The sequence below is a fragment of the Methylophaga sp. UBA5088 genome (assembly GCF_002414625.1).
Taxonomy (GTDB): domain Bacteria; phylum Pseudomonadota; class Gammaproteobacteria; order Nitrosococcales; family Methylophagaceae; genus Methylophaga; species Methylophaga marina.
In genome coordinates, this window is sequence record NZ_DIAC01000028.1 from 29,567 (window position 1) to 30,195 (window position 629).

A 629-nucleotide genomic window follows, 5' to 3' on the forward strand; every position below is an offset into this window, starting at 1 on the left:
AACAAGACTTTCTGCTGCGTATACATACACAACTATATCAGGCATATACAGCACGGGAGCAGGCCATTACCTCGGCCACAACCTTGCGTCAATCCATCATCCCACAGTTGACCGACGCCTTAACTCAAACCAAAACAGCTTATCAGCGGGGCTTGTATAGCTACCTTGATTTCCTGACAGCTAGACAAGAGCTGCTGAATGCCAAGCGAGATCTTATTGAGGCATCAGCTGATGCCTTACTGCTGGCGGCGGAAATTGAACAGCTGACAGCTGAGCCGTTGTTAATCGATCAAAAAACTGAGGGGACAAGTTATGAATAAGCGAGATATAACCTTTCCTTACTGTTTAATGTTCATCGTGTTTTCTATCTGGGCGCTGTTATCTGTAAAGACCGCTTTTGCCGATGAAGATAAGCATGAACATGAACACGCTGGTCATCATGATGAAGAAGTCAGTCATATTGACGAGGACATGGCTTCATTAAATGCCATCTCGACAGCCATTGTCAGTGGTGGTGATATTAGCAAAACACTCACCCTATACGGTATCGTGACCCTGTCTCCTGAACATACCAGCCATGTGACGGCCCGATTCGCTGGAAGAATAACGCGTGTGTATGTTGAGTATGG

1 protein-coding gene and 1 pseudogene are annotated in these 629 nt (G+C 46.1%); both read left to right on the top strand.

All coding sequences use genetic code 11. From position 1 onward, the window contains the following. A partial coding sequence (locus B4K20_RS03675; protein ID WP_289281929.1) for a TolC family protein occupies positions 1–320 on the top strand: 320 nt, incomplete at its 5' end. Then, positions 313–629: pseudogene (locus B4K20_RS03680) on the top strand (membrane-fusion protein); the annotation flags it as partial. The gene B4K20_RS03675 and the pseudogene B4K20_RS03680, both read left to right, overlap by 8 nt.